Below are 20,029 nucleotides of genomic sequence, written 5' to 3'. Positions count from 1 at the left end.
AGAAGGCCGAAGCGATACCGGATGAGTTGTATCGGTTCGGCCGACAACGCGGCCAGGGGGCGCCTGGACGCGGCGAGCCGGAATGACGATCTCAAACGCGCTCTCAGGGACTGCAAGCAAGGCCAACCGCGCTTGAGCTGCGTTCTGAAACCGCCAAACCACGGACCGTAACAGGACGCGACACGCCACCATGATGGCGGGCACGGGCAACCGACCGGCTGGCAACGGAGCCCACCGAGGTATGCCCGCCATCAGGCGCAGCCAGTAATCATGATCAATTTAGTGTGACAAAAGCCGACGACACGCCATCCCGAGGATCAGTGCATCATCCGCGGGTCAACATAATGTTTGAACTCAAGCAGGTTATCCGCAGGGTCGCGCAGCACCACGGTCCGATGCTGTTCGACCAGCCCGGCGAAACGTACCTGTTCGCACTGGAAGACCGGCACCTTACGCAGTTCGATCAGGCGCAGGAGCGCGTCGAAGTCGGCACCGTCCCGGAATGTCACGCCGAAATGGCGCGGGTACAACGCCAGCTCGCCCGGTTCATAATCGGGGCTGAGGTGGCAGACAAGCTGGTCGCCGAAGAAGTCAAGCGTGATCCGGTCGGCATAGCGGCGGGCGAGCCGGCAGCCGAGCAGATCGACGTAGAACCGCTCGGCCAGCGCCAGGTCTGTCACGGGTATGGCGAGGTGAAAGGTATCAGCGGTGTTCCGCACGGTTCGCTCCCTGTTCGCCCGCCGGCTCGAAGGCCAGCAGCGTGTCCGACCGGAGCCCGAGCCGCAGCGTCTCCAGGCCCACGATGTCGGCCGCGTGTACGTTCCCGAGATTGGCCTCCGGACCGACCCGGCGGATGAAGTGGGCCTGCAGGATCTTGGTGGGAGCCTCGAACACAAGTCGATCCACTGGCACGTCGGAATCCAGGATGTCCTCGATCAGGCCGAACCGCAGCTGCCCGTCTGGCCGGCAGATGCCGCTGGTGCCGCTCTCGCGGGCTTCCAGAATCACCAGATGAGCGCCGGCATGCAGATCGGTCCGGATCGCCGCGAGCCACCGGGACGGTGACTGGCGCTCGGAACGTTCGGCGTCCTTGAACCCGACCTCGCTCAGCACGATGAACTCGTCGGCGAGCTTGGAAACGTAACTCGCTTTCTCCTCGACGCCAAGGTCGATCGTCCCGTTCGACACCTCCACATACCGGCAGCCCTGCTCGTGGCACAGTCCCCGGAAATCGTCAAAACGGTTCTGCAGAATATGCTTTTCGAACAAGGTGCCACCGAAGAAGAAATCGATACCCAGAGTGCGCAGACAATTGATCTTGTTCGCGAGGCCGGCTGTCACGAGCGAGGTGCCCCACCCGAACTTCACGAGGTCGATATGATCACTAAAGCTGACAACAGCATCACAGAAGTAGCCGGTCGGCAGGCCATTGTCGATCACCAAGGTAATTCCACGGGAACGCGGTTTCGACTGGCGCGCGGGCAGCGCGAGAGCACTGATGATCATACTGCGGCCTCCTGGAGCGGTACTCGCCGATCGGGGATCCGGCAGGCGGGGCGAAATCACCACGCGCGCCAAATGCCACCCCACCCTTCTCCCACTACATGAAAACGCCTTTAACGCCGCCTGTGAGCTTACTGAAAAGATCGGGTGGACAGCGTAATCCTACCGGTCGGGTAATCATGACCTGTCGACGGATCCATCAGTAAGCTCTCATCGAGTTCCGGGGTTTCGTTAACGTTGTTCGAGAAGGATGCGAGCGTGCCTGCTGTCCTTGGCAATCCTCGTTCGATGGATCTAGAAAAGCGGTCGTCCGCGGGCCGCCACCGCATGATCGATCTGGTGGAGGCTCGCAGCCGAGATCATCCCCATCGCGTCTTTCTCACGGATGCGGGCAGTGGCCACAGCCTGCGCTACGGTGAACTCAACACGACGATACGTGACTGGTGGTCGGAACTCGACCGCGCCGGCTGTCGGCCTGGGCAGCGGGTGGCAATCGCCGTCTCCGACCCGGTGGACTTCGCCACCGCCTACCTCGCGGCTATCACCAGCGGGCGCCACGCCGTCCCGCTGAGCCCGAGCGCTCCCCCGGCGGAGCTGCGGCGGATACTTGCCCTGGCCCGGCCCGCCGCGGTGGTCACAGACCAGGGCCTGCCCCCGGCAGCTGGCGTCCAGCAGATCGCCCCGTGCCCAGCTCGGACCGGCTACCACGGTGTGGCTCCGGGGGGTGACGGTGGTGTGCTGTTGTCCACCTCAGGTACCACGGGTACCGCCAAACAGATCTTCCTGGCTGAGGCGCAGCTCAGCCACGTCGCGCACGCGGTGGCCGGCCACCACGCCCTCACCCGTGCCGACATCGGTTTCTGCCCGCTGCCTCTGTTCCACGTCAACGCCGAGGTGGTGGGGCTGCTCGCCACCCTGGTCGCGGGCGGCGCGATGGTGCTGGACACGCGCTTCCACCGGCGGGGATTCTGGCGGCGGATCGTCGAGCACAACGTGACCTGGATCAACGCCGTGCCGGCCATGGTGACGATCCTCGCCCGTGATCCGGATGCTGGGCAGGCGCGTTCGACCAGGGTGCGTTTTGTCCGGTCCGCGTCGGCGGCGTTGCCTGTCGCGGTGCTGCACGCGTTCGAGCAGGCCACCGGCATCGAGGTGCTGGAGACCTATGGCATGACCGAGGCGGCCAGCCAGATAACGGCCAATCCGCTGCGGGGAGTACGCAAGGCCGGCTCGGTCGGGCTACCGGTCGCCACCGAGGTACGCGTGGTCGACGAGGACGGGCAGGAATGCCCCGCGGGTGTCACCGGTCATGTCCAGATCCGCGGCGCAGGAGTGATCAGAGCGTATGTGGGCGAGGCGGGCAACGAACGGATCGACGTCCACGGTTGGCTGGATACCGGCGACCTGGGGTACCTCGACACAGATCGGTACCTGTTCCTGGTCGGCCGCACCGACGATGTGATTAACAGAGGCGGCGAGAAAATCTTCCCGCGGGAGGTCGAGGAAGTCCTCCTGACCGATCCCCGAGTCAGCGCGGCCGTGGTTGTCGGCCGCCCCGATCCGGTCCTCGGACAGACGCCGGTTGCGCTGGTGGTACCGGCCACCGGGGCCGGCGAGGGCCTCGCCGCCGACTTGGCCGCCCGCTGTGAGTCAGCGCTGGACCGTTTCAAACGTCCCGTCACCATCGACCTTGTCGACGCGCTGCCGGTCGGGCCCACCGGCAAGGTGATGCGGCGGCTCGCCGGCAGCCGCCTCGATGGAAGCCGACGGCTGCGCGACCGGCTCGGCTGTACGAACGGACTCTCATGACGACAGCGACATCCAGCCCGGTACGGGCCGCCACCGAGGCGCCGGACGCCCTCCACCGGCCCCGAACGGCGCCAGCGGGAGCGGAAGCGGCCCCAACAGGGCCAGCGGAACCGGGGCCGCTGATCGGCAGTACAGCCGCCGCCAGCCGGCGGGCGCATCTTCACGACGTCGACCTGGTCCGTCTGCTGACCTTTGTCGCGGTGGTCGGCGTCCACACGACGGGCGGCACGAACCCGTTCCAGAGCGTCGGCGGCAACGCGGCACTCATGCTGCTGCACTTCACCCGTGAGGCGTTCTTCTTCCTCACCACCTTCGTGCTGTTCCACACCCATTACGACCGGCCGCTCGCGTTGGGCCGGTTCTGGCGGCGTCGTTTCCTGCTCGTCGGAGTGCCCTATGTGGTCTGGACCGTCGCCTATGCCAGCCCGGTGCTGGTACGGCAACTTGCCGACGGTCAGATATCCGCCTCCGCACGCACTCTCGGCTACGACTTAATCACCGGTGATGCCTGGTACCACATGTACTTCCTACTGGTCACGCTGCAGGTGTACCTGCTGTACCCGCTGCTGGCGCGTCTTGTGCGCCGCACGGCCGGCTACCATTGGCAGCTACTGGCAGGAAGCGCCCTGCTCCAGATCGCGACTCTGGCGGAGGTCCACTACGGCCGGCCGTGGCCCGGGGTGGCCGGCATACTGGAACAGCACTGCCACGAGCTGTTCGCGATGTACCAGTTCTGGCTTGTCGCCGGTGCGCTGGCCGCGGTCCACGGCGATCGCTTCCGTGACTGGATGAGCCGGCACATCGTGCTCACGATGCTGAGCGCGGCGCTGGCCGCGGGCGCCGCCGAGCTCTGCTACACGATCGCACGCCACCATGGACAAGCACCATTTGACGCCGCATCGGTCTTTCAGCCCATTATGGTGCCATGGGGGGTAACGAGCATCATGGCCCTGTTCGCCCTGGGCGCGATATGGGAACGCAAACGGCGGCCAGGACGTCTGGACTCGCTCATGCGCAGGGGTTCGGAGCTGTCCTTCGGCATCTATCTCGTCCATCCGGCCATCCTGCCGGGTGTGCTGGCTCTCCTTCCTCGCACACTTCCCCCGCCGTGGTCGACCTTGTCGGCGATGTCAGCGACGCTGTTCCTGTCGGCGGCGGTGGTTGCGCTCTGCCGGCCCACGCCGCTGAGCCTGGCGGTATCCGGCCGACCCCGGCGACGGCCAAGGCGCACCGACGCGAAGACCGGCCCGAAGCGGCCCTCGGTTCCCGCGCCAACGGCATCGACGCGACCACGTTCTCTCGCGCCCGCGATCCGATCCTCCGATCAGTAACAGCCGGCCCGGCCGGACGATGACCTTCCGGCGCAAGAAACTCCTCCTGGCCACCCTGGCAGCGATGCTGCTCTTCGTGACGCTGACAGAACTCATCGCTCGTGCGGGCCACACAAAACCGGCCACGATAAGCATCTCGGCTGCCTCCAACCAGTCGCCTTCGCCGTCGCGACGTGAAACCGGCACCGTCAGAACCGCCGCCCAGACGCTGATGAACCAGAGCACAAGAACGATCACGGTAAATGGATTGCGACGCATCTACCTGTTGCTGCGGCCGGTTCAATCCGTTGGCCGGCTGCCCTTGGTGATACTTCTGCACGGCCGCGGGCTGACGCCAGCCGCGATGGTGTCGTTGAGTGGGCTCGCTCCGCTCGTGGCCGAAGGCCGCGCGATCCTTGCCGTACCCACGGGCCTCGGCCTGTCCTGGAACGCCGGCGGCGATTGTTGCGGAACGGCGGGCCGTTCACGGCCGGACGACCCGGCCTTCGTGCACAACGTGGTTGCCGCGGTGCTGCACGGAGAGCAGATCGACACGAGCCGCATCTACCTCGTCGGCTACAGCAACGGTGGGAAGCTCGCCCTCCGGATGGCCTGTGAGGACCCTGCTGCGTTCGCCGGGATCGCGACCTACGGAGCGGTCCCGCTGGTGCCGTGCGCGCAGGGGGGCGCGGTGTCGGTGCTGCTCGCCGCCGGCACCGCCGACCAGGTGCTTCCCTACCAGGGAACGCGGCTGGCCCGGCCACCGCTGATGTCGGTGGCCGCGGCCGTCCAGCTCTGGCATGATCGGGACGGCTGCCCGGCACGGCCGACGACAACAGGCCGAGTGGGCCCGGCCGAGATCCTGACATGGCGCGAATGCCGGAACCACACCGCGGTTGCCACCGTCATTTATCACGATCTACCGCATGCCTGGCCGGCTCAGCCGCGGGTAGCGGCCGCGGCCAGCGCCGCCACCGTCATCTGGGATTTCTTCACCGGTCTGCCGGACGTACCGGCCCCGCCAAACCCACCCGCCGCCACGGTCGCTCGCGCCACCCATGGACCAGGGTGACTGCGGCTCGACGGATATCGGGCACCTACTCAGGCCGCGCGCCCTGGGACTGCGGGATACGAGCCGTTCATGATCACATGATTTTCAGCTGGCTACGTATCGAGATGAGAAACGAAAATTCCGATCAGAATACGGCCGGCCAGCATTTCGCTTGGCGCGGAGAAATGACCGGACGAACCTCACGTTCCAGGATCCGCCGATGCAGCGCCCACATCTCACGATCACCCGCTTCAGCCGCCAGAAGGGTGCCGGTGTCGTACGTGACTCCACCTTCCTCCTCCGTCATCGGGATCTTCTCCCGACTCCGAGCCGATCGAGAATCTCGTCGGCCCGCCGCAGCGCGTCCGGGGGGATGGGGCCGTGCTCGGCTTCGTACTCACGGACGGCCGCAAGGCCCTCCTGGATGCCGATGTGGTGATCGATCACCTGTGACATCCAGGCCGACAGGCTGACCCCCTTGGCCGTCGCCGCCGCCCGTGCAGCCGTGAGGACACGTTCGTCCAGGGATGGGGCCAGGGCACGCGCCTCGCGTCATCGCTCCCCGTCCATCGCTGCGCGATGCACGGGTACCCCGGCTCATCGGTCGCCACCCAACACCTCCGGTGGCTCCCCGCGCCGCCTCGCGATGCACGGATGCACGGATGCACGGATGCACGGACCCCAGCCCCGCTCGTTGACCCACTCCCCTGTTGCCGGACGCTCTGAGCCCGGCAGGAACGGAGCCGCCAGGAAGTGGCCCGGACGGATCAACGCAGGCGCCGGGCCACCTCGGTCGCCCAGTACGTCAGGATGATGTCCGCGCCCGCCCGGCGGACAGCCGTCAATGTCTCGGTGATGGCGCGCTCCCGGTCGATCCAGCCGTTCGCCGCCGCGGCCTCAACCATCGCGTACTCGCCGGACACCTGGTAGGCGGCAACCGGCACGTCCACAGCGGCGGCGACCGCCGCCACAACATCGAGATAGGCCAACGCCGGCTTCACCATCACGGCGTCCGCGCCCTCGATGAGGTCGAGGGCGACTTCGCGCAGTGCCTCACCGGCCGAGCGGGCCGGGTCCTGCTGGTAGCCGGCACGGTCCCCGAAGCGCGGCGTGCACTCGGCCGCGTCCCGGAAGGGGCCGTAGAAGGCCGAGGCGTACTTCGCCGAGTAGGCAAGGATCGGTATCTCCGAGTACCCGCCCGCGTCGAGTGCCACGCGAATCGCGCCCACCTGGCCGTCCATCATTCCGCTCGGCGCGACCACCTCAGCACCCGCATGGGCCTGAGCCAGCGCGATCGAGCCGTACCGCGCCAGAGTCGCGTCGTTGTCGACCTCGCCGTCCTCGGTCAGCAGACCGCAGTGGCCGTGGTCGGTGTACTCGTCCAGGCACAGGTCCGTCATGATCACAATGTCGCCACCGACCTCGGCGACAAGATCGGCAAGGGCCAGCTGCACGATGCCAGACGGATCATCCGCGGCCGAACCACGCCCGTCCTTGTTCGCGGGGATGCCGAAGAGGATCAACCCGCCGACGCCGGCCCGAGCCGCCTCGGACGCGGCCTTGCGCAGCGACTCCCGGGTGTGCTGCACGACACCAGGCATCGAGGCGATGGGCGTCGGGGCGTCGATGCCCTCCTTGACGAACAGCGGAAGCACGAGGTCGGCCGGATGCAACCGCACATCGGACACCAACCGGCGCAGGGCCGCGCCGCGGCGCAGCCGGCGGGACCGGGCCAGCGGGAAGGCGACGCGATCACCAACGATATGATCAGCAGCGCCCGGCAGCCCGGTCACCGCCGGGAACCACGCCGGGCCTTGGGCAGCCGGGCGGCGAGCGGACCGACCTTGCCCAGTTCCTCACGGTGCTCGGCGGCGAAGTCCGCCAGCGCCTGCACCAGCGACGGGATGGTCGCCTCTGCCGCCTGGACGTCGACCCGCAGACCCAGCTCGGCCGCGGTGGCCGCGGTCTGCGGTCCGATCACCGCGATCACGGTGGTCTCGTGCGGCTTGCCGGCGATCCCGACCAGGTTGCGCACGGTCGAGGAGGACGTGAACACCACGGCATCCACCCGGCCGCCCTTGAGCGCCTCCCTGATCGGAGCCGGCGGCGGCGCGGCGCGCACCGTGCGGTAGGCCGTGACGTCGTCGACGTTCCAGCCCCGGTCCTTCAGACCCGCGACCAGCGTCTCGGTAGCGATGTCGGCCCGGGGCAGCAGCACCCGGTCGAGCGGGTCGAACACGTCGTCGTACTCGGGCCAGTCCGCCAGCAGCCCCTCACTGGACTGCTGGCCGGAAGGAACAAGATCTGGCCGGATGCCGAAGGCACGCAGCGCGTCCGCGGTCGCCTCACCGATCGCGGCCACCTTGACACCGGCAAACGCGCGGGCGTCCAGGCTGCGTTCCTCGACCTTCTCCTGGACGGCACGGACCGCGTTGACAGAGGTGAAGGCGACCCACTGGTAACGGCCGGACACCAGGCCGGTGATCGCGCGCTCCATCGGGGCGGCTGTCCGCGGTGGTTCCACCGCGATCGTCGGCACCTCCAGCGGGCTCGCGCCGTGCGAGCGCAACAGATCCGAAAGGATGGCCGCCTGCTCCTTGGTCCGCGGCACCAGAACCGTCCAGCCGAACAGTGCCCGCGACTCCCACCAGGACAGCTTGCCCCGGGCCGCGACCGCGGCCCCGATCGCCATCACGACACAGGGTGCGTTCGCGATGACGGGCGCCGCATCGGCCTCGATCCGGTCCAGCGTCGAGGAAACCGTCCGCTGGTCGGTGGTGGTGCCGTCCACCGTCACAGCGACGGGTGTGTCGCCCGGTCGGCCCTGCTCGACAAGCGCCGCCGCGACCTTGCCGACCTCGTTCGAGACCGCCGTCATCACCAGGGTGCCGGGTGCCTGCGCGAGGGAGACCCAGTCGATGTTCGCGCCGGGCGCGCCCGTGAGCCCCAGGCCCGCGCCGATCCCGCCGATCCCGAGCGACGCGCCCAGCGGTGGCGCCGTCAGGCCCGGACCACCGAGCGCCGTTCCACCCACGCCGGAACCACCCAGGTCGGCCAGGCCACGCCCGCCGAGGCGGCTGGCCCCGTACGTCGCCGCGCCCAACGCCATACCCGGGGTGTCCGCCGACGGGGCGATGGTCGGCTGCACCCCGCTGGCGGAGAACACTCCCGCCGTGCTCGCGAAGGTGACCGGAAGCCCGGGGGCGACCCCCGAGTAGGCGGCGACCGCGGCGCCGGTCAGGATCCCGGGCACCACCCGGAAGGGAATCTTGGCCTTGGCCAGCGCCTGCGCGTCGGCAGCACCGATCCCGGTGAGCCATGGATCCGACGCGTACAGCCGGACGACCCGTTCCCCCGCCCGGGCCCGCGCGACGACCGCGGCGGTTGCCGCGTCCGCGTCCATGATTGGTTTCACCAGTGCGGAATCGCCGATACGCAGCACCTCGCCGGGAAGCTTCGCGACAATCTCAGCAGCGACATCGGGATCAACGATTACCGAATCGGCGGCGGCCAGCGTCTCCGTGGCGAGAACGGTCAGCAGGTCAGGATCGCGCGGGCCGGCTCCAACGAGAGCGACTGGGATCAGGGGCTTCTTCGTGCGGCGGGTGGCCATGATCAGAAATTTCCCATCAACGTCTGTGCTCCAGCGGACAACATCTCGTCCGCGAGGCGCTCTCCCAGCGCCTCCGGGTGGTCAGCGGGCCCGGTGACCACGCGCCGGAGAACACCGTTCCCCTCCGGCGACGCAACCACCGCCCGTAGCCGGATGGCACCGGCGGCCATTGCTCCATCGGGCGTCACCGCAACGTCGGCAAGAGCGCCGACCGGTGCGCTACAACCGGCCTCGATGGCAGCCAGATAAGCACGCTCGGCAGCGACAGCAGTGCGCGACAGTGGGTCGTCCAGCGCAAACCGTAGCAGCTCGGCGAGAGTGCCTTCACGTCGGTACAGGTCGACCCGATTGACAATGCCGTCAAGGGCGTCAGGATCACCCACGCATTCGATCGCCAGCGCACCCTGCCCAGCGGCTGGCAGCATCACATCCGCATCCAGCACCTCGGTCACCGCGTCCAGCCGGTCCAGCCGGTCCAGCCCGGCATGGGCGAGCACAACCGCGTCGACCGCTCCGTCGATCGCCTTCTTTATTCGGGTATCGACGTTACCTCGGATCGGGACGACATTCAGCCCGAGCCCGAGGGCCCGCAGCTGCGCCGCCCGCCGGGGCGAGCCGGTACCAACCCTGGTCCCGGGCCCGAACTCGGCCAGCATCCGGCCGCTCGGCGCGACGATGACATCACGGGGATCCGCGCGCGGCGGAACGGCCGCGATCACAAGTCCGTCCGGTGTCGCCGTCGGCAGATCCTTCAGCGAGTGGACGGCAAGATCAATTTTGCCGGCCACCAGCGCTTCGCGCAGCGCGCTCACGAATACGCCAGTCCCGCCGAGCTGGCTGATCGCCTCCTGGGAGCTGTCTCCAGCGGTCACGATGCGCACCAGCTCGACCTGGCGGCCCAGCCGTTCCCGCAGCCAGCCCGCCACGGTGGCGGACTGCGCGATGGCCAGCGCCGAGCCCCGCGTGCCCAGCCGCAGCACATCCCCCCGCCCATCGCCGCCCAGGACGGGCCCAGCGCCCGCTGTCCGACCCGGCCGGAGCTTCCCGCTCGTCATGGTGCCTCTCGTAGATCAGGTGCGGATACGACGGCCGGCGCTTCCCGAGGGAGGTCGAACAGCTCACGCAGTGCCTCGGCATAGGTGTCGCCCCCAGGGGACGCGGCGAGCTGTTGCACCCGCACGGTCGGCGCATGCAACAGCTTGTCCGCCACCCGCCGCACCGTCCCCTCCACCAGCGCCCGGTCCCGGGGAGAAAGATCTGGCAGGCGGGTCTGCAGCCGGTCGAGCTCATCGCGGACGACAGCGGCGGCCTGCGCCCGAAGCGCCACGACAGTCGGCGCGACGCGGTGCGCACGACATCGATCAAGATAGGCGCCGACCTCGGAGGCCACCAGCGCCCGTACCGACTCGACGTCGCTGGCAACCTGCCGCCCGTCGAGGGCGGTCCGCAGGGTGTCGAGATCGATCAGGGTGACGCCCGGAAGATCACAAACGGTCACGTCGACGTCCCGGGGAAGAGCGAGGTCCAGCAGAACCAGCGGCCGCCCTCCCCTGCGGGCCATCGACTCGGCGATCGTCTGGCGGGTCAGGATAAGCCCGGCCGCCCCTGTCGACGTGATCACCAGGTCGGCCCGGTCCAGCTCCAGCGCCACCTGCGTGAGCCCGACCAGCTCAGCCGCGTAGGCCTCGACTATTCGTCGAGCTCGTGCCGGGGTGCGGTTCGCGACCACGAGATCGGCCGCGCCTGCCCGCCGCGCCACCGCCGCAGCCAGAGATCCCACGGCCCCCGCTCCCACCAGCAGGACCCGACGGCCGGCAAGCGCGTCGATCGCGGGCATGTCGATCACGGGCAACGTGCCGGCCGGCGCCACCCGATCCGCGGCATCCAGCGACCTGGCACCCAGCGTGGGCCCGGGCGCCGACGCGCTCCCCGTCGTGCCCGCCAAGCCGGGCTGGACGGTCGCCATCGCCTGCCACCCGGCCGCGGCCATGTGTATCCCCACCGAGACGATCGATGCTCCAGCCGAACCGATCTCGGTCTCGCTGTGCGCACGCTTGCCCACGCGCAACGCCGTCTGGAACAGACCGCCGAGGGTGGCTCCGGCGCTGGCCTCAAGCTGGGCCGCCCGGAAGGCCGCGCGCACCTGCCCGAGGATCTGCGCCTCCCCCACCAGCATCGAATCGAGGCCACAGACGACCGAGAACAGGTGGCTCACAGCCCGCGCCTCATGATGGACGTACAGGTGCGGAGCAAGATCCGACAGTTCTGTCCCGGTGATCCGGGTGAGCTGGTCGGACACGTCCGCGACGCCACCGTGGAAGGTCTCCACCTCGGCGTAGATCTCGGTGCGGTTACAGGTCGACAGCACCACGGCCTCGGCGACGCACGCGGCCTGGCACAGATCGCGGAGCACCTTCGGGACATCGTCATCGGTGACGGCAGCCATCTCCAGGATGGACGTCGGTGCCGTCCGGTGATTGAGCCCCACGGCAAGCAGGCTCATGCTCCGTCCCCTCCGGTGGTACCCACAAACGGGCTGCCACCACGGGTGCGCCGCGGTGTCGGCTCGGCGGGGGTGCGGGTCATGAGCACGATCCGGGAATCGACGGGCTCGCCCTGGCCGCCGGCGCCGCTGACGGGTGCGCCCACGTCGTCCCTCACGGCAAGGTCGTCTTTTACAGCACGGTCATCCGTTGCGCAAACGGGGCGTTTCCGGGCCTCGTGAAACGAGAGAATCTGCAGTTCCACTGCAAGATCAACCTTACGCACGTCCACTCCCACCGGTACCGACAGCACGATCGGCGCGAAATTGAGAATGCTTGTGACCCCTGCGGCGACAAGACGGTCACAGACAGCCTGCGCGGCGGCCGCCGGTGTGCAGATCACGCCGATGGTGACCTGATTCCCCTCGACAAGGGCCTCCAGCTCGTCGAGGGGACGCACCACAACGCCGCCGATCGATTCGCCGATCCGGCAGGGATCCACGTCAAGTAACGCGACCACGCGAAACCCCCGGGACTGGAACCCACCGTATCCCGCGAGCGCGTGGCCGAGATTGCCGACCCCGACCAGCAGCACCGAACGGTCCTCGGTCAGGCCGAGCTCAGCGGCGATGCGGCCAAGGAGAAGAGCCACACCGTAACCGACGCCACGCGTTCCGTACGAACCAAGATGAGACAGATCCTTACGCACCTTCGCCGAGGTCACGCCGGCCGCTGAAGCGAGCGTCTCGGACGACACCGTATGCACCCCCCGGTCGGCGAGCGAGGTAAGAACCCGCAGGTAGAGCGGAAGTCTGGCGACTGTTGCCGCTGGCACTGGCGAGCGAGCACGGACGGCCGACACTGCCCGGCGAAGCTCAGTCATGTACGACTCCCGCACCGCTTGAGGCGCCCGGCTGCCGGCGGCGCCTGCCGTCCGCCCCTCGCGGTGCTGCACGGTCGAACGACGCCGGTAGACGACTGTCCGGGTGAGTTTACGACTTCGTGAAGGCGTTCACGAAGTTGATGTGATCTTGTGCTCAGCCGGCCGGCGACCCGCCAGCGAGCCCGGGGCCCGCACATCGTCGGCGGCTATGCGCGGGAAGACCATCCCCAGCGACCGCCGGTCAACGCACGCCGAAGACGCGCCTCCTCGACCCGCCAATACCCGTGCTCCCGGCCATCCACAAGAATCACCGGCACCCGGTCACCGTAAGCATCGAGCAGATCAGCCCGCGTATCGACATCGACCTCCTGCCAGCCGGCCCCGACATCATCGGCCACCCGAGCGACCGCGATTCGCGCGTCCTCACAGAGATGGCAGCCGGCCCGGGTCACCAGGGTGATCCGGACGCTTCCCCGCTGGCCGCTCACGGCAGGGCACCAGCTCGGGCCGCGCCGGCCCGTAACGCCACTCCGGCTGTCAGGCCCCGGGCTGTCAGGCCCCGCCCCGGCAAGGCGGATCTTTCTAAATAACACGACCTAATCACAAAGGCACTTCCTCGTGACGCATGGGACAACCACACATCTTCACCTTGCCATGCACGCCTGGTACCGGATCGTTAGCTAGACTCGGCTGTCCAGGGTCCCTGATGGTCGTCGCCGGAGGCGCGAGAAAACCATGATCGCGCCTTTTCCGGCCAGGCCGCCCCGATGCGACGGGCGTCCGGATGATCCCGGGCCTGAACGGGTCACGCTCTACCTCGCTCAGCCTCGTTACCTCACTCAGCCTCGTTGATCCTTCGGAGCCAGTATGCCCGCCGCCCTGTCCCAGGCATACCGGGGACGTGGACGGCCACGGGCCCCGCTGCGGTTCATGCGCGGATCCCCGCCATGAACCGGTCCTGGTCGTGCCCTGCTCCCGGCCCCATCGGCCTGGCCTCGCTGCGTGCCGAGATCTCATCGATGGCGAACACCCCGCACGCGGCCATGCTGGGCGGGCCGCTACGGGCCAGCTCAGCCGCGGGGGGATCGGCCAGCCCGTCCGGCATCCGGCCGGCATCCCCGGATCACCATGGCGGTCACCATGCCTCCGAGCTGGCCGATCCACCGCCATCCCAGCATGCCCCGCAGCCAGAAACGGACATCACCGATCTCGTGCGCCGCGCGCAGGAGGGGGATAACGAGGCCTTCGGCCGGCTGTATGACTCCTACCTGGAGCTGGTCTTCCGCTATGTGTTCTACCGGGTCGGCAGCCGGGCCATGGCCGAGGACATTGTCAGCGAGACGTTTCTGCGCGCGCTGCGCGGCATCAGGACCTTCACCTGGCAGGGCCATGACATCGGCGCATGGTTCATCACAATCGCCCGGAACCTGATAATTGACCACAAAAAGTCACGCCGGACCCGCATGGAGTTCCCCACCGATGACATCCTGGCGGCCGCGGACACGCAGCTTGTCTCCGGGCCGGAGGAGTCGGTCCTGGCCGGCGTCACGAACAGGGAGCTGCTCGACGCCGTCCAGGCCCTCAACCCCGAGCAGCGGGAATGCGTCGTGCTGCGCTTCCTGGAGGGGCTCTCCGTACGGGAGACAGCATTGGCGATGAGCAAGAACGAAGGCGCGATCAAGGCGCTTCAATACCGGGCTGTCCGATCCCTGGCCCGCTATTTCGCGGCGGATACCACCCCGTAGGCCCGGCCCCGCCGGATCGGTTTCGTCATGCATCCAGCATCCAGCGGGAACCGGGCGAGTTCAAACGGTCGTTGCGACCCGTCCCATCCTGCTGGCTAGTTTGGGGGTACAGGGTACACATCGCTCCAAGGGGGTCACCGACAGCATAAAAAAAGATCTTTTTAATATTGGCTACGCGCAGGTGATATTTGATCGCCGAAACTCCGATCTCCGCCTGTAGCTGAATCCGGCCTTGCTGAGTGCCGAGTTCGGGGTGTGTCCGCGGCCCGTGCGGCGCGCCCGCCGGGGCCAGAACCACAGCGCGCGAAGCCGAGATCCCGCACCAGCCCGCCGTGAATATCGCGCCATCCAGGGCGTGTCCCAAAAGCCATCTGTCCGGCTCACCACGCCCAGGCGGCCCCTGGCCGCGTTCTCGGCGACACCGATACAGCTCATCCGGTACCGGTGTGGCCCGCGGCCTTGCCAGGAACCGCCTGAACGCGGCTCCCTGATTGCACGACGACTTCCGGAACACGCCGTAACGCCACGGGACGGATCATCGGCGGCGTCGATGTCGTCCAACAGCTGCTGGGAACCTGGCGACGGCCGGCGCCGAGTGCCGCCGCACAGCCGCAGCGCACCGTACGCTTCCCAGGTCGCAGTGACAGCGTGGCCCTCCCGTGGGCCGTGGACGTCCAGGAGATCACGATGCGGTTTCGATCACGCCCGGTACGGACAGCTGACGACCGCGCCCGCAGAGCCGATGCCGAAGCAGCCGCGACCGCGGCGCTCAAGGCGGCCGCCGAGTCCGCGGCCAAGGCGCCACCCGACCCGACCGCGGCCGCCTTCTTCGATGTGGACAACACCATGATGATGGGAGCGTCCATCTTCTACTTCGCCCGCGGGCTTGCCGCGCGCGACTTCTTCCAGTCCCGGGAGCTGCTGAAGTTCGGCTGGCAGCACGTGACCTACCGGGTCCGAGGGCTGGAGAACACCGATGGGATGCGCGACGTCAAGGAGACCGCACTCGCCTTCGTCGCCGGCCGCGAAGTCGCCGAGATCGTCCGCTTCGGCGAAGAGATCTACGACGAGCGGATGGCGGAGCGCATCTACTCGGGTACTCGCGCGCTGGCCGAGCAGCACCTCGACGCAGGCCAACGCGTGTGGCTCGTCACCGCCACACCGGTCGAGCTGGCGGCTGTCATCGCCAGGCGGCTCGGCCTCACCGGTGCGCTCGGAACGGTCAGCCAGGTCGCGGCCGGGCGTTATACCGGCCATCTCGTCGGTGATCCACTACACGGGCCGGCCAAGGCAGCCGCGGTGCAGGCCCTGGCCGAACGCGAGCAGCTGGATCTGTCCCGGTGCTGGGCGTATTCGGACTCCATCAACGATCTGCCCATGCTGTCGCTGGTCGGCCATCCCGTGGCAATCAACCCAGACCCTGACCTGAAGGCCGTCGCCCGTGAACGCGACTGGCCGATCAAGGACTTTCGTACCGCGCGCAAGGCCGCCCGTATCGGAGTGCCCACAGCGGCCGGTATGGGGGCGCTGGCCGGAAGTGTCGCGGCCGGCATGGCGCTGCGCCGTCGATACAGCGACGCGGCCGGCTGACCCTGACCGCGGGCACTCCCACCGCCCATCACCGCCCATCACCGCCCGCCACCCGCCGCCATACTGACCGATGCCACAGCCACAGCCACAGCCACAACCGACAACGTCGTCAGCGGCGGCCGCTCGGCATACCGGGATCTCTCGGCGTACCGAGCCGGGTGGGCCGCGGCGGGCTGGGCGGCGTGCCACGGGTCACGACAACGATGGTCACAACCGAGGCCAGCTCGAGCGCGGCCAGCCAGCTCGCCAGAAAAACATCATCGACCGCGGCCAGCAGACCAACCACGGCGGTTACCGACAGCAGGTAAACGAGTACGAAACAGCGGGCCACCCACGTCCGTCTGGATCCCCTGAAACGTCCGGTCGCCTGGGAAAAACCATGAGCGCGAGGTCGGTCCGCAGTCGTCATGTGTCAGAAGAATACCGATCGACGCTGCATCAGGAGTCCGTAGAGAGAATGTTGGATCGTCTCCCGGATACGATCGGTGAGTTCGAACACCAACATCGGGTCCTCGGCCGCCGCCGGGGTCAGCGATTCGGTGTCCACGGGCTCACCGAACTCGATGAGCCATTTCGACGGAAGAGGCAGCAGCCCGAACAGCCCAAACCAGGGAAAGGTGGGGGTGATCGGCAGGTAGGGCAGCCCGAGCAGCCGGGCCAGCATCCGGAGATTCCCAATCATGGGATAAATTTCCTCGGCTCCGACGATGGTGCAGGGAATAATGGGGACCCCGGCTCGCAAAGCGGCCGAGACAAACCCGCCACGACCGAAGCGCTGGAGCTTGTACCGCTCGCTGAACGGTTTCCCGATTCCCTTGAAGCCTTCCGGCCACACCCCGACCAGGTGGCCGCCCGCAAGCAGCCGTTCCGCGTCCGGCTGGCAGGCCAGGGTGTTACCCGTCTTGCGTGCGACCGGCGCGAGAAACGGGACGGCGAACACCAGATCCGCGGCGAGCATCCGCAGGTGTCGATGGGCCGGATGATGGTCCATGATTGCCAGCGCGGTCATCATCGCGTCCAGCGGCACCGTACCCGAATGGTTGGCCACGATGAGCGCGCCACCGGTGTCCGGAACGTTCTCCAGCCCCCGGGTCTCGACCCGGAAGTAGTTCTGGTAGATCGGCCGGAGCAACGGCGCGATGACGTTCTCGGTAAGATCCTCGTCGAAGCCGTGCTCGTCGACCACGTAGTCGCCAGTGATCCGTCGCCGCAAAAACGCGAGGAAACCCGCGAGAGCCTGCTCGAGGCTGCCCGCATCGGCCAACGGTTCGGCGGGCAGCATCGATGCGGGGGCCATACCCAAGTCTCCCGCCGGATCGCTCTCGCCGCCCGCGGCCGGCTCCCGCGGCGCGGCCGGCTCCCGCGGCGCGGCCGTCAGCTCCCCACCACCGTCCCGGGCGCCGCGCGCGGACCCGTTCCGACCAGGCGTGACGTGATCCTCACCAACCGGGTCTGTCTTGGCCCGGCCTGCCTCGGCTGGGTCCGGGTCCGGGTGGGGATTGCCGGCCGCGGTCATGCGCTCGGTCGCAAGCACGTCGGCAATCGGCTCGTCCTCAACCGGGACCGTCTCGCCGCCCCGGTCGACGCCCGACGGGCCCTGCTGCCGGGAACGCCGCTGCGCGGCAGCCCCCGTCCTGGCACGCCCGTCCTTACTCCCAAGCTGGATGATCCGCGCTTCGCTCACACCAGTGACCGCCTTTTCACCAGACCTGCCCCGCGCCCGCGGGCTGCCAGGGTTCCTCAGCCGTTGAGATGCGCCTGCCGAGCCAGACCGAAAAAACATGACCATGCGACCGTCGCCCACCCGGACCCTGGCGGCCACCGTCCCCGGCAGCCGACGTCGCCCGCCGCACGGCTACCGCCGCGGGCGGCTCCGGGTCACGACGTCCCGACAAGCCTGCGCCGCGCCAGTACGCCCAACAAGCCGCGTTCGACCCGGATAACAGTCTCACGGTCGATCGCGAAACGCATCGGGCGATCTCGTACAAAGTCGTCGAATGTCTCCAGCGTCGTGAATCTCGGGACATAGCCGAATACCTGCTTCAAACGGGTCGTATCGACAGCACGGCCGTGCGCGAGGAAGCCGAGCTGCTCCGCGGAGAAGTCCAGCAGCCGGGACCGGCGAACCAGGTTTCCCAGCGTCACCACGGCGGGTGACGGCACCGGCAGCGGCGCCCGCCCCGCGCGCCGTACCGCTTGGGACAGCAGGAGGACGCCGTCCCCCGCCACGTTGAACGTGCCGGGATGATCCTCGATCGCGGCCCTCGTCAGCACACCGAGCGCGTCCTCACTGTGCAACAGCTGCAGGCGCGGGTCAAACCCGAGCACCGTCGGGACAACCGGTAGCTCGAGGTAACGGGTCAACGGGCTGTCAATTCCGGGGCCGACGATGTTCGTGAAACGCAGCACGCTGACAGTGACATCCGGCCGGCGCCGGCTGAAGCCTCGGACGTATCCCTCCACCTCGAAGGCGTCCTTGCTATAACCACCGCGGGGAAGAGCACGCGGTTCCATTTCTTCCGTGAACAAAGCCGGATCCCGGGGCGACGATCCGTAAATTGTGGTAGTGGACTTGACGATCACCTTTGTAACGCTCGGCGCCTTCTGGCAGGCCGCAAGCAGCTGCATGGTGCCGATGACGTTGATTTCCTTCATCGCGCTCCGGCCCCCGGCACCGAGCGGAGTCGCGATGACATTCAGATGCAGCACGGTGTCGACCGCGGCGGCGCCGATGACCTTCGCGATCAACGGATTACGGATGTCCGCGCGGACAAACTGCGTACACCCGAGATCGCCATGCGGTGGTATGGTATCCACCCCGATCACATTCTCGATCTCCGGATCAGCCGCAAAGACACTCGCGACCTGCGCGCCGAGGGGTCGGGAAACACCGGTGACAAGCACACAACGCGGTCGCATTCTGGTCGCCCCCTGCCCGATCCCGACGTCATGTTACGCCCTGGGGTTGTCCATACGGCAACGCGCCGTGGTCCGTGGCGTGGCGTCCCATTAGCCGACGTTAGCCCGCGTTAGCGGACGCAATGTGACCTGACACCACGCCCAGCCGGCCCCGAACACCGCCAATCGATCACCGGGTGAAATCAGATATAAGCAGAACGCGAGAGTGGCTCCGCGGACACCACCGATCGTGAACGCTGTTCGCGAGGGCCATGAGCGATCACAATCGCGGCGCGGCGACGCACGCGCAAAACATCCACCGCCCGCCCGCAGTTAACAGCGATCATAACGCGGCGTAGTGAATCCTCGCAGACCGCAAGATGACCGACCGCAACCTCACCATAGGTATGGGTGAATCGCAGCGTCAGGGTACGTTCTGCTATGCGCACCTCAACCGGATCGCCGAGGATGATGCCCGCGGCCTCGAGATCCGTGCGAGTGATGTTCAGAGCGAGGTTACCGAAATGATCGATGTCGACGACCTCGCCATGGATGTGGTCCTCATCCACCGAACAGGCGCGTGGCCGCAGCTGGACCACGCAGGCGGGATCCAGCCTCGGCCCCACGTCCTCCAGCGGCAGCCCGACCGCCAGCCGCGCGGCGACCGGGGCGTAGACGTCCCGGCCGCGGAACACCGCGGTCGGCATCGGCAGCCACAGTTCCCGGTTGGCGATCTCGTGGACCTCGACAACACCGCCCAGCATCTCCCAGGCGAGCGAAGCCAGCCCATTGTCAGGCGCGACAATGATCGACCCGTCCGCGGTGCGCACCGCTATCCCGCGGACGTACCGGCCGTCGGTACCGAGTGGTTCGACCAGGGCGAGGTGTATCCCCCTGGGCAGGTAGCCGACGGCCCCCGCCAGCATTACCGCACCGTGCTCGACATCCTGCGGGAGTACCGCGTGAGAAATATCGATCACCCGCGCGTCCGGGGCGTGCCTGGCGATCACCCCGTGACACACACCCACGCAGGCGTCGTCCAGCCCGTAATCCGACAGAAAACTGATCCACAAACCCGCCATACGATCCCCTGTGCCGAGGCTGGCTCCGTTGCCATCCGTCACATGCGAGCTTCCCACAAGAC

General features: G+C 67.8%; 18 protein-coding genes. 5 read left to right on the top strand and 13 right to left on the bottom strand.

Features of this window, described 5'->3' with window-relative positions; genetic code table 11:
• Positions 1 to 317: 317 nt before the first annotated feature.
• Both MJ777_RS05700 and MJ777_RS05695 read right to left on the bottom strand, forming a co-directional pair.
• Complete coding sequence (locus MJ777_RS05700) at positions 318 to 719, bottom strand: VOC family protein (RefSeq protein WP_239310892.1); 402 nt, start codon at positions 717 to 719, stop codon at positions 318 to 320.
• Positions 703 to 1,506 carry a phosphosulfolactate synthase gene (locus tag MJ777_RS05695; protein WP_239310893.1) on the bottom strand — a complete coding sequence of 268 codons (804 nt, stop codon included), beginning with the start codon at positions 1,504 to 1,506 and terminating at the stop codon, positions 703 to 705. Before MJ777_RS05695 ends, MJ777_RS05700 begins: the two co-directional genes overlap by 17 nt.
• Positions 1,507 to 1,761: 255 nt before the next feature.
• Here MJ777_RS05695 and MJ777_RS05690 point away from each other — a divergent pair, with 255 nt between their 5' ends.
• From MJ777_RS05690 to MJ777_RS05680, 3 genes are read left to right on the top strand one after another with little or no spacing between them, the layout of a single operon-like run.
• Positions 1,762 to 3,312, top strand: a complete 1,551-nt coding sequence (locus MJ777_RS05690) for an AMP-binding protein (protein ID WP_239373766.1) — start codon at positions 1,762 to 1,764, stop codon at positions 3,310 to 3,312.
• The gene (locus MJ777_RS05685; protein ID WP_239373763.1) at positions 3,309 to 4,643 is read left to right on the top strand and encodes an acyltransferase; all 1,335 of its coding nucleotides are present in this window, start codon (positions 3,309 to 3,311) and stop codon (positions 4,641 to 4,643) included. Before MJ777_RS05690 ends, MJ777_RS05685 begins: the two co-directional genes overlap by 4 nt.
• Before the next feature lie 19 nt (positions 4,644 to 4,662).
• Positions 4,663 to 5,694 carry a PHB depolymerase family esterase gene (locus MJ777_RS05680; protein ID WP_239348043.1) on the top strand — a complete coding sequence of 344 codons (1,032 nt, stop codon included), beginning with the start codon at positions 4,663 to 4,665 and terminating at the stop codon, positions 5,692 to 5,694.
• A 282-nt stretch (positions 5,695 to 5,976) separates the two neighbouring features.
• On the opposite strand, the gene MJ777_RS05675 is transcribed toward MJ777_RS05680, so the two are convergent.
• The 7 genes from MJ777_RS05675 to MJ777_RS05645 all read right to left on the bottom strand — a co-directional run bounded on the left by MJ777_RS05675 (position 5,977) and on the right by MJ777_RS05645 (position 13,140).
• On the bottom strand, positions 5,977 to 6,120 hold the full coding sequence (locus MJ777_RS05675; protein WP_239310897.1) for a hypothetical protein: 144 nt from the start codon (positions 6,118 to 6,120) through the stop codon (positions 5,977 to 5,979).
• A 320-nt stretch (positions 6,121 to 6,440) separates the two neighbouring features.
• Positions 6,441 to 7,466, bottom strand: a complete 1,026-nt coding sequence (hemB, locus tag MJ777_RS05670; RefSeq protein WP_370651626.1) for a porphobilinogen synthase — start codon at positions 7,464 to 7,466, stop codon at positions 6,441 to 6,443.
• Entirely contained in the window at positions 7,463 to 9,286 is a 1,824-nt protein-coding gene (locus MJ777_RS05665; RefSeq protein WP_239348049.1) for a uroporphyrinogen-III synthase, read from the bottom strand. Before MJ777_RS05665 ends, hemB begins: the two co-directional genes overlap by 4 nt.
• Positions 9,287 to 9,288: 2 nt before the next feature.
• Positions 9,289 to 10,341, bottom strand: a complete 1,053-nt coding sequence (hemC, locus tag MJ777_RS05660) for a hydroxymethylbilane synthase (protein WP_239310899.1) — start codon at positions 10,339 to 10,341, stop codon at positions 9,289 to 9,291.
• On the bottom strand, positions 10,338 to 11,789 hold the full coding sequence (locus MJ777_RS05655; RefSeq protein ID WP_239310900.1) for a glutamyl-tRNA reductase: 1,452 nt from the start codon (positions 11,787 to 11,789) through the stop codon (positions 10,338 to 10,340). Before MJ777_RS05655 ends, hemC begins: the two co-directional genes overlap by 4 nt.
• Positions 11,786 to 12,652, bottom strand: a complete 867-nt coding sequence (locus tag MJ777_RS05650) for a redox-sensing transcriptional repressor Rex (protein WP_239310901.1) — start codon at positions 12,650 to 12,652, stop codon at positions 11,786 to 11,788. Before MJ777_RS05650 ends, MJ777_RS05655 begins: the two co-directional genes overlap by 4 nt.
• Before the next feature lie 206 nt (positions 12,653 to 12,858).
• Complete coding sequence (locus MJ777_RS05645; RefSeq protein ID WP_239310902.1) at positions 12,859 to 13,140, bottom strand: glutaredoxin family protein; 282 nt, start codon at positions 13,138 to 13,140, stop codon at positions 12,859 to 12,861.
• Between the two features lie 459 nt (positions 13,141 to 13,599).
• Between MJ777_RS05645 and MJ777_RS05640 the strand changes: the two genes are divergently transcribed.
• On the top strand, positions 13,600 to 14,397 hold the full coding sequence (locus MJ777_RS05640; protein WP_239348051.1) for a sigma-70 family RNA polymerase sigma factor: 798 nt from the start codon (positions 13,600 to 13,602) through the stop codon (positions 14,395 to 14,397).
• A gap of 687 nt (positions 14,398 to 15,084) precedes the next feature.
• Entirely contained in the window at positions 15,085 to 15,987 is a 903-nt protein-coding gene (locus MJ777_RS05635; protein WP_239310904.1) for an HAD family phosphatase, read from the top strand.
• A gap of 109 nt (positions 15,988 to 16,096) precedes the next feature.
• Here the strand turns inward: MJ777_RS05635 and MJ777_RS05630 are convergent, their stop codons facing one another.
• The 4 genes from MJ777_RS05630 to MJ777_RS05615 all read right to left on the bottom strand — a co-directional run bounded on the left by MJ777_RS05630 (position 16,097) and on the right by MJ777_RS05615 (position 19,967).
• Positions 16,097 to 16,318, bottom strand: a complete 222-nt coding sequence (locus MJ777_RS05630; RefSeq protein WP_239373760.1) for a hypothetical protein — start codon at positions 16,316 to 16,318, stop codon at positions 16,097 to 16,099.
• Positions 16,319 to 16,399: 81 nt separating this feature from the next.
• The gene (locus MJ777_RS05625) at positions 16,400 to 17,671 is read right to left on the bottom strand and encodes a lysophospholipid acyltransferase family protein (protein ID WP_239373757.1); all 1,272 of its coding nucleotides are present in this window, start codon (positions 17,669 to 17,671) and stop codon (positions 16,400 to 16,402) included.
• A gap of 194 nt (positions 17,672 to 17,865) precedes the next feature.
• The gene (locus MJ777_RS05620) at positions 17,866 to 18,906 is read right to left on the bottom strand and encodes an NAD-dependent epimerase/dehydratase family protein (protein WP_239333923.1); all 1,041 of its coding nucleotides are present in this window, start codon (positions 18,904 to 18,906) and stop codon (positions 17,866 to 17,868) included.
• Between the two features lie 182 nt (positions 18,907 to 19,088).
• On the bottom strand, positions 19,089 to 19,967 hold the full coding sequence (locus MJ777_RS05615) for an S-adenosyl-l-methionine hydroxide adenosyltransferase family protein (protein WP_239308225.1): 879 nt from the start codon (positions 19,965 to 19,967) through the stop codon (positions 19,089 to 19,091).
• Between the last annotated feature and the right edge of the window lie 62 nt (positions 19,968 to 20,029).

It is taken from the genome of Protofrankia sp. Cj5 (assembly GCF_917627405.1).
Taxonomy (GTDB): Bacteria; Actinomycetota; Actinomycetes; order Frankiales; family Frankiaceae; genus Protofrankia.
This window is presented reverse-complemented; position numbering and strand designations above follow the sequence as displayed.

Bases quoted from the DNA above. Each gene is read 5' to 3' on its own strand.
- hemC (WP_239310899.1), bottom strand. From the start codon at position 10,341: ATGACGAGCGGGAAGCTCCGGCCGGGTCGGACAGCGGGCGCTGGGCCC.
- MJ777_RS05665 (WP_239348049.1), bottom strand. From the start codon at position 9,286: ATGGCCACCCGCCGCACGAAGAAGCCCCTGATCCCAGTCGCTCTCGTT.
- MJ777_RS05615 (WP_239308225.1), bottom strand. From the start codon at position 19,967: ATGGCGGGTTTGTGGATCAGTTTTCTGTCGGATTACGGGCTGGACGAC.
- MJ777_RS05685 (WP_239373763.1), top strand. From the start codon at position 3,309: ATGACGACAGCGACATCCAGCCCGGTACGGGCCGCCACCGAGGCGCCG.
- MJ777_RS05620 (WP_239333923.1), bottom strand. From the start codon at position 18,906: ATGCGACCGCGTTGTGTGCTTGTCACCGGTGTTTCCCGACCCCTCGGC.
- MJ777_RS05695 (WP_239310893.1), bottom strand. From the start codon at position 1,506: ATGATCATCAGTGCTCTCGCGCTGCCCGCGCGCCAGTCGAAACCGCGT.
- MJ777_RS05655 (WP_239310900.1), bottom strand. From the start codon at position 11,789: ATGAGCCTGCTTGCCGTGGGGCTCAATCACCGGACGGCACCGACGTCC.
- MJ777_RS05640 (WP_239348051.1), top strand. From the start codon at position 13,600: ATGAACCGGTCCTGGTCGTGCCCTGCTCCCGGCCCCATCGGCCTGGCC.
- MJ777_RS05635 (WP_239310904.1), top strand. From the start codon at position 15,085: ATGCGGTTTCGATCACGCCCGGTACGGACAGCTGACGACCGCGCCCGC.
- MJ777_RS05680 (WP_239348043.1), top strand. From the start codon at position 4,663: ATGACCTTCCGGCGCAAGAAACTCCTCCTGGCCACCCTGGCAGCGATG.
- MJ777_RS05650 (WP_239310901.1), bottom strand. From the start codon at position 12,652: ATGACTGAGCTTCGCCGGGCAGTGTCGGCCGTCCGTGCTCGCTCGCCA.